This window comes from Acinetobacter sp. YH12211, from assembly GCF_013418015.1.
Classification (GTDB): Bacteria; Pseudomonadota; Gammaproteobacteria; order Pseudomonadales; family Moraxellaceae; genus Acinetobacter; species Acinetobacter towneri.
This window is the reverse complement of the sequence record NZ_VPCW01000053.1, coordinates 1-7,007: the sequence shown is the minus strand read 5'-3', so window position 1 is coordinate 7,007 and position 7,007 is coordinate 1. Positions and strand designations below refer to the sequence as shown.

The 7,007-nt window shown below is 35.8% G+C and carries 9 protein-coding genes; 3 read left to right on the top strand and 6 right to left on the bottom strand.

Annotation, left to right across the window (positions count from 1 at the left end; translation table 11 throughout):
- A partial coding sequence (gene mobQ, locus FTU98_RS13540) for a MobQ family relaxase (protein ID WP_180051556.1) occupies positions 1-818 on the bottom strand: 818 nt, incomplete at its 3' end.
- A gap of 363 nt (positions 819-1,181) precedes the next feature.
- On the opposite strand from mobQ, the gene FTU98_RS13535 reads away from it, so the two are divergent.
- Positions 1,182-1,466 (top strand): hypothetical protein, encoded by a 285-nt coding sequence (locus FTU98_RS13535; protein WP_004871868.1) that lies wholly within the window; start codon positions 1,182-1,184, stop codon positions 1,464-1,466.
- Here FTU98_RS13535 and FTU98_RS13530 read toward each other — a convergent pair.
- The 3 genes from FTU98_RS13530 to FTU98_RS13520 form a co-directional block, all read right to left on the bottom strand.
- Complete coding sequence (locus FTU98_RS13530) at positions 1,463-1,759, bottom strand: hypothetical protein (RefSeq protein WP_163167926.1); 297 nt, start codon at positions 1,757-1,759, stop codon at positions 1,463-1,465. The genes FTU98_RS13535 and FTU98_RS13530 overlap by 4 nt on opposite strands.
- Positions 1,756-2,688 (bottom strand): replication initiation protein RepM, encoded by a 933-nt coding sequence (gene repM / locus FTU98_RS13525; RefSeq protein WP_026438545.1) that lies wholly within the window; start codon positions 2,686-2,688, stop codon positions 1,756-1,758. Before repM ends, FTU98_RS13530 begins: the two co-directional genes overlap by 4 nt.
- 752 nt (positions 2,689-3,440) lie before the next feature.
- Entirely contained in the window at positions 3,441-5,009 is a 1,569-nt protein-coding gene (locus tag FTU98_RS13520; RefSeq protein WP_159124549.1) for an ATP-binding cassette domain-containing protein, read from the bottom strand.
- 479 nt (positions 5,010-5,488) lie between these two features.
- Between FTU98_RS13520 and FTU98_RS13515 the strand changes: the two genes are divergently transcribed.
- The gene (locus tag FTU98_RS13515) at positions 5,489-5,800 is read left to right on the top strand and encodes a BrnT family toxin (protein ID WP_180051557.1); all 312 of its coding nucleotides are present in this window, start codon (positions 5,489-5,491) and stop codon (positions 5,798-5,800) included.
- A complete protein-coding gene (locus tag FTU98_RS13510) occupies positions 5,763-6,077 on the top strand; it encodes a BrnA antitoxin family protein (RefSeq protein WP_131262006.1) in 315 nt (104 codons plus the stop codon). Before FTU98_RS13515 ends, FTU98_RS13510 begins: the two co-directional genes overlap by 38 nt.
- A 23-nt stretch (positions 6,078-6,100) precedes the next feature.
- Here the strand turns inward: FTU98_RS13510 and FTU98_RS13505 are convergent, their stop codons facing one another.
- Positions 6,101-6,352 (bottom strand): hypothetical protein, encoded by a 252-nt coding sequence (locus FTU98_RS13505; RefSeq protein WP_004969151.1) that lies wholly within the window; start codon positions 6,350-6,352, stop codon positions 6,101-6,103.
- Between the two features lie 197 nt (positions 6,353-6,549).
- On the bottom strand, positions 6,550-7,005 hold the full coding sequence (locus FTU98_RS13500) for a hypothetical protein (RefSeq protein WP_257220057.1): 456 nt from the start codon (positions 7,003-7,005) through the stop codon (positions 6,550-6,552).
- Positions 7,006-7,007: the final 2 nt, after the last annotated feature.

The window sequence follows — 7,007 nt, the reverse complement described above, 5'->3', positions numbered from 1 at the left end:
CCTTGATCGACACGGTTTAAACCACGCTGTAAAACGCTCTCTTTCTGCTGTTTCTGTTGGTCAAGCTGTTGGGCGTTCTGCTGTTTCACATTGTCATTAAAACGGCTGATTTCAGTGTCTATGCCTTTTCTGCGTAATTGGGTGACTTTAGTGCCTTCATGGATGGTGGCTTGTAGTCCGTTATTCTGATCGGCATAGCTGCGGTGATCTATTTTTTCCTGTATGCCTGCTCGTTCCAAAGCACGATTGGCAAGGTTTGCCCACGTTTCCCGAATCTGTTTAATTTCGTCTTGGGTTGTACCCATACCAAGGCTTTTTCGTTTGGCGTTGCTGAGTTCAATTTCTGCCTTTGTGGTCAGAGTCAGATTGTTTTCAGGGTCTAATTCCGCCTTTCGGGTGGTAAGCATGATATGGGCGTGATGGTTCTTATCATTTCCGCCTTTGCTGGGTTCGTGGATGGCTAAGTCTGCAATCACGCCATAGCGATCAACTAAGGCCGTGGCAAAGGCTTTTGCCAAGTCCTTACGTTGATCTGCGTCTAATTCATCGGGTAGGGCGATTACCCACTCTCTGGCGGTTCGGGCATCTTTGCGGTTTTCGGACTGTTCCGCCAAGTTCCAAAGTTGGCTGCGGTCAATTTCAATATTGAGATTAGACACAATTTCGGTATGGGCGACTCCATCCTTTCTCGTAAAGTCATGCGTCAGCCCTGTACGTTTATCTTCTAGTTTTTCCCCTGCACGATAAGCCATAGATGCAACGGCAGTTCTTCCCGAACTGCGGTTAACGGTTTTGGTTGTACAGTGGTAAATCGCCATTAAATTTTCCTTGTGGCATCCACGTATTGATTACATTTCGGGCATTCTTTTCTAATAGTTTGAATGGATACTCCATTCATTTGCTCTATAAGAATTTTAGGTAATTTGTATAAAAATTCATTCCCACAGTTTGAGCATATAAAAATATGCTGTTCATCAATATTGTATTTCTTCATTTGCTTTACCACTCTTGCTTTTGCTTTTGGGGTTAAGGGGTGTCTCCCTTACGCATCTTTTGACTTGAATGAAATTCAAGTCGTAAGTGCGCATTTCATGAAAAACACGATAGCATATTACCCGCTTGAATTTCAATTCATAGGGTCTTATGCTTGAGTGGTTTTCTATATTCCGAAATTAATCGTTATGACTAAATCTGCTGAAAATATCGAAAAGAAAATTGAAGCCCAGTTAGAGAAGCTGAAACAGTTAAAAGCACAGAAACAGGCTATTGAAGCAAGAGAACGTACCAAAAAGAAAGAACAGGAGCGCAAGGATGATACTCGGCGTAAAATTTTGCTCGGTTCTTACTTGATTAAGAAAATGCAGGCAAATGAAGCCAATAAAGAAAAAATACTCGCTGAACTCAACGAATATTTAACAGAAAATAGAGATCGACAGCTTTTTGATTTGCCCGATATTGAAGCCTAATTTTTCTTAGCTGTTTGGTTTTTTTGTTCGGCTTGATACTCTGGAATGAGCGTATTTAAAACCTTTTGAATATTGTCCTTGTCCTCGATTTGTAAATTATCCCGATAGTAAATTAAGTTCTGTATTTTGCTTTCCATCTGCATTTTTTCGGTGGGTTCGGCATCTTTGGATAGTCGGGATAATAGGAAGATATAACCGCATATATTTTCCCTCGCAATTTCATAATTTACGATGTCGAGGTATTCAACGGTCACATGCTTTAGATCGGTTGATAGGTTATTTAATTTAATCATGGCTGAAATCCTGATTTTTCTAAAATTGGATAAAGCTCTCTGAATTTTTCAGGCTCTAACAGCATATCTGCTATACGGATAGCAAATTGTTGGTAGCTTTCTGTACCTTGTGAATATTTCCCCATTTCAGGCATTTCTGACATTTTTTTTGCAAATAAATGGCGTTGTGCATCGGTCATTTTGATAAAAAAGTCAGGTGTGTTTGGGTCACGCTTAGAATCTAATTTTTTCGGTTGTTGTTTCTGCTTAAACTTGAATGAAAACCCAGTAATTGTACGCCCTTTCTTGTGTTGCTCATAAGTGGCTTTTATGTCTGTATGTTCATTGATTTGAGTAATGGCAGTTTCTAATACACGGCTTTTAAAATGGTGCATACGTTGATATTCATCATCTTCAACACCTAAATTTTTACGTAATTGTTGTAGTTCAAAAACAGGTGTTTTACCAACTTCACGCCAAGCGATTAATAACTCATAAAGTCTAGTGGCATACTTACTGGTTAGGTGTGCAACTTGTTTGGCTTCATATTTTGTAAAGTGTTCTTCTAATCTAGTGATTAAAGGAACTACATCAGGTGCGAAAGTAATTTCTAGTAATGCCAAATCATCTACATAAAAAATACGGCTTACCCAGCGAGAGCGAACGATACCTACCTTCCCTGTTTTTTTATATTCGGCTGTATAGCTAAACTGCCTGTTAAATAGATTATTTACGGCATCTTTCAGGGCTTTGTAGGATGCATCAGGTGATACATTAAATAGTTTTGCATAGTCACTAGCATGTATTTCTAGTTTGCTATCTGCCGTAATACCCCGCCCTAATTCCCTTGCATTAATGATTGCAAGCATGACTAAACGCTGTTCCGTTAGTTCTAAATTATAACTGGCGTTTATTAATGCATTATCTTTCACAACTAAACCATTCTTCATATTAAATACACGTTATTATTAATGTGTATTTACACACTATATATTTTATGTGTGTAAATCAAGAGAATTTGTGTGCTTATACAAGAGAATTTGTGTGCTTATACAAGAGAATTTGTGTGCTTATACAAGAGAATTTGTGTGCTTATATAAGCTGTAGTCCTCTCATATCAATGTTTTCAGCTTATCTAAAAGCATTTAAAAGCTTTAAAAATAATTAAAAGCCTTTCGAGAGGGGAGTGCAAACTGCCCTAGGTACTCGCTAAAGCTCGTACTCTATTGAAGCTCGTTCCTCGCTTCGTGGGGCAGTTTTTGGTTAATCCTATTTGTGAAATCTAAAAGCAAAAGCATTTGTAATGTATTCGCTTCGCTCATACTTTTTGAAAAGCAAAAGCTCCAAAGTTCGCACCCATTCGGGATGCTCTGTACCTACCGTTTAAAATCGAAAGGGAGCTTGTAATCAGAGAAAAGGCGAGGGCGAAATTTTGATGATGCTCAATCGCTCGTAGACACTCGCTCGGTTCTTATTATCTAGGTTTTAATTATTTACTGGAGCTAATCAAAGTTGTGAAACATTGCTTAAATAATAGGCGTGGAACGTGAAAAATCATAAAAAAAGCCCGAACAGGGATGTTCGGGCTATAAACTAGAAACTACAGCATTGATTTCTATAGATAATTATAACGCATTTCGTATAAGGTGTATTATGTTAATTTTAGTAGAACTAATAAATCTATATATTTGAAAATGTCATTTTACTCAATTAAATACTCTTCAGATATTTCACACTGTTCAACAAAAAAATGATCATGTGAAACTAAAATTACAGCGCCCTGATATTGGCTAATAGCCTGCGATAGAAGCTCTCTAGACTCAATATCTAAATGATTTTCTGGTTCATCAAGCAATAATAAATCAATACCATCAGGATAGTGACTCATTGCTAATAATGCGACTTTCAATTTTTCACCACCACTCAGTTCTGATAGTTTTAATAAAGCTTTTTCACGACGAATACGTAACTGACCTAACAAATTTCTCCACTCAACTTCAGTAAGATTGGAGTTATAAAGTGCAAGGTTTTCGATTACGGATAAATCATTATTTAATAAACTAAAGTTTTGATCTAAATACAAACATGTTCCACTAAAGAAAATATCATCACGTTGATGGGTAGAAATCAATTTCAATAAGGTTGATTTACCAATTCCATTAGCACCTTTAAGATGGATTTTTTCGCCAGCTTTCAATGCAAAATTAATTTTATTTGTTGCTGTATGGGGTAGCTTTAAATCATGAATTCTTAAAATCTCTCCTTGCTTCGTACTCTGTAAGTGGAATTCAAACTTCTGAGCTTTGATTTTTTCTACAATGGTCTGCCTATTAATCAGACTATTTTTCAAATCATCAGTTTGTCGAGTTTGTTGGGCACGTAGCTTACCTAAGCTTTGTCCAGCATTTTCCTTTTTGAAATCTAGAAAAATCTTTGCTTGAGAATTAGAATCACGAAGTTCATTGCCTTTAGATTGACGTTTATTCGCTTTCATTAAGCTATCATGTTGCCGTTGTTTTAACTGCTTTAATTCTTTTTTCTCATTATTAATAGACTGAGTTAATGCATCCATGTGTAGCTGATGCTGTTGAATGTAATGCTCATAATTACCTTTGTAGTGTTGTAAGCCTAATTCAGTTAAAGCATAAATATGTTGGACTTGATTGAGTAATTGGCGATCATGACTAATCAGGCATACACCACTAGGGTGTGCCAAAATACTCTCAATTAACCATTGTCTAGATGTTGAGTCTAAATGGTTGCTTGGTTCATCTAAAAGTAGATAGTGATCCTTTTTTAAAAACAAACGACATAAAGCCAGCTTTGTTTTTTGTCCTTCACTCAGTTTTTCTGTTGGAAAGTTCAAATCCGTAGGTAAGTCAGCATTTTCAAGTATATTTTGCCATTTTTGTGGTAAATCCCAGGTATTTTCAACTAACTCATAATCATCAAAACTAGCTGTATTGTTCTCTATACGCCGAAAAGCATGATGTAAATGATCTACCTCTAATGCTTGTGCAATATTTTCAGCATTAAGGCGTTCTAATTGTGCCAAATAATCATGTTGGATATTCCATGAAACTTGACCACTATAATGAATATCTAAAGCTTGGCTTTGATCTAATATTCTGAACAATAGGGATTTACCTAAACCATTACGTCCAATTAATGCAGAAACCTGTCCTGATAAAAGCGTAATGTTTAGCTGATCAAACATTTTCTGTGTAGAAAATTCTAAATTTAAGTTTGAAGCAATACATGCATGTTGCATAAAAAATTCCTCATGTAGAGGATATGCAAAATAGTGAAGATTAACTTATAAAAAACAATATATTATTTAGGATATAAAGTAGAGACCAAGAATATATAGCCACAAGTAGAATCTATTTTGCACATCAAAAGTTTAAAAATAATGATGAGAAAATGACTTACTTCATTGGCGTTACTCTTGGGAGGATGATTTGAATAAGGTTATTTTATAATGATAAGACAATCTGTCAAGCTTGTACTAAAGCTTCTAAAAGTTATTTAACATAATGGTGGTTATACGCAATACACTTGTATATTAATATAAATATCAATTACTTAAAAAATCAATCCTGATCATAAAAACCGCAAAAAGCCGACTTTGAAACAAGTCGGCTTTTTTATGTTCGATTCTGTAATATTTTGCCAATAAAAAATGGAACAACTTTGCAAAATTTACAATTTTGTATTAACATTTTTGTATTAACAAAAAGCGATGCAACTATGGAAATTGAGTTTTCATGGGATGAGCATAAAGCAGAAACAAACCTCAAAAAACATGGTGTAGCTTTTGAAGATGCAACCTTAGTTTTTTATGATGCTCATGCCGTCTTCAAACAGGATCGCTTTGAAAATGGTGAATATCGTTGGCAAGTGATAGGTCTCGTACACGGGCAGACAGTTTTATTGGTGGCTCATACTGTACAAGATCATAATGGGATTGATCATATCCGTATTATTTCAGCACGACAGGCAGAGAAAAAAGAGAGGAAACAGTATGAACAAAACCGTTACTTACAAAGTAGATTTGAATAAACCTCCTGTCTTATCTGAAGAACAAAAGGCAAGACTTGAAGCATTAGATAAACGCCCAGACAGTGAAATAGACTTTTCCGACATTCCTGAACTTGATGAAAGCTTTTGGAAAAATGCTGTCCAAAATCCGTTTTATAAGCCAACTAAACAAGTGACTACAGTACGCATTGATGCAGATGTCATGCAATGGCTAAAAGCACAAGGCAAAGGCTATCAGACACGTATGAATAAGATTTTACGTGATGCAATGCTGAATGATTTAAAAAATCACCCATAAAAACGGAGCTTAAGCTCCGTTTTTTACAAACTATTTTTAAGCTTATAGAATCTAAATTCGGGGTAAATTAAACCTATAATAAAAAGAATGGTAAATGCTATCCATAGAAACAAAGCCATAGCTCTAAGCTGTTCTTCATTCCATGAGCTTGATTCCATATCTAAGAAAAAGATACTCTTCCAGCCTTTAATATAATCAGCTCCACCCCATGAAATAATCCATTTGAACATTAAGCTAACTGCCAAATAAATAAGTACCCACACCCATGTAGACATAAATTACCTTATTATTTTTAATCACTTATTGGATAATTATAACTGATCTTAATAGTCTTATTTAACATAAAATCTCTTATGCGAAATTTCAGCTCGATGCTTTGAAATATGGCTTTAGCCATGTTTCAAAGTCGGGCAACTTTGCGCTTGCTGTAATCTGATCAGTAATAAGAAAAACCAAGCAAAGTACCGATCAACTAGTATTTTTTAGGGTCGATCTGACACCAGTCATACGTTTTTTCTTTGACACTACTCGGTTCAAACGAATAGCAATTTTTCCTCATGATTCTCACCAATGTTTCACCATCACTTTCTCTAATTTGTAGCGGATATTTTTTTAGTAAAGCCATATCAGCTCTACGGTTATCAATTTCGTCTTTGCTTGGCACGTATAAGAAGATTGCCAAAATGAATACCATCATCACAGCCACAAACGTGCTGGCAAAAATAAGGATAAGTTTTAAGTTGAGCCTGTTTGTAGCTTCGTTTAATGCCTGAATACTGTTGTTTAATGCACCTGTATGCTTCTTATTTGCGTTTTCTAGCGATTTTTCAGCCTTGTCTAGCACTCCACTAGCGACTTGGTTGTAAAACTGCTCTAATCGCTTCTTATCGTCTGCTATGGCTTCTCGATATTCCTTCATGGATGCCAATA

Bases quoted from the DNA above. Each gene is read 5' to 3' on its own strand.
- FTU98_RS13530 (WP_163167926.1), bottom strand. From the start codon at position 1,759: ATGATTAAATTAAATAACCTATCAACCGATCTAAAGCATGTGACCGTT.
- FTU98_RS13520 (WP_159124549.1), bottom strand. From the start codon at position 5,009: ATGCAACATGCATGTATTGCTTCAAACTTAAATTTAGAATTTTCTACA.
- repM (WP_026438545.1), bottom strand. From the start codon at position 2,688: ATGAAGAATGGTTTAGTTGTGAAAGATAATGCATTAATAAACGCCAGT.
- FTU98_RS13510 (WP_131262006.1), top strand. From the start codon at position 5,763: ATGAACAAAACCGTTACTTACAAAGTAGATTTGAATAAACCTCCTGTC.
- FTU98_RS13505 (WP_004969151.1), bottom strand. From the start codon at position 6,352: ATGTCTACATGGGTGTGGGTACTTATTTATTTGGCAGTTAGCTTAATG.
- FTU98_RS13535 (WP_004871868.1), top strand. From the start codon at position 1,182: ATGACTAAATCTGCTGAAAATATCGAAAAGAAAATTGAAGCCCAGTTA.
- FTU98_RS13515 (WP_180051557.1), top strand. From the start codon at position 5,489: ATGGAAATTGAGTTTTCATGGGATGAGCATAAAGCAGAAACAAACCTC.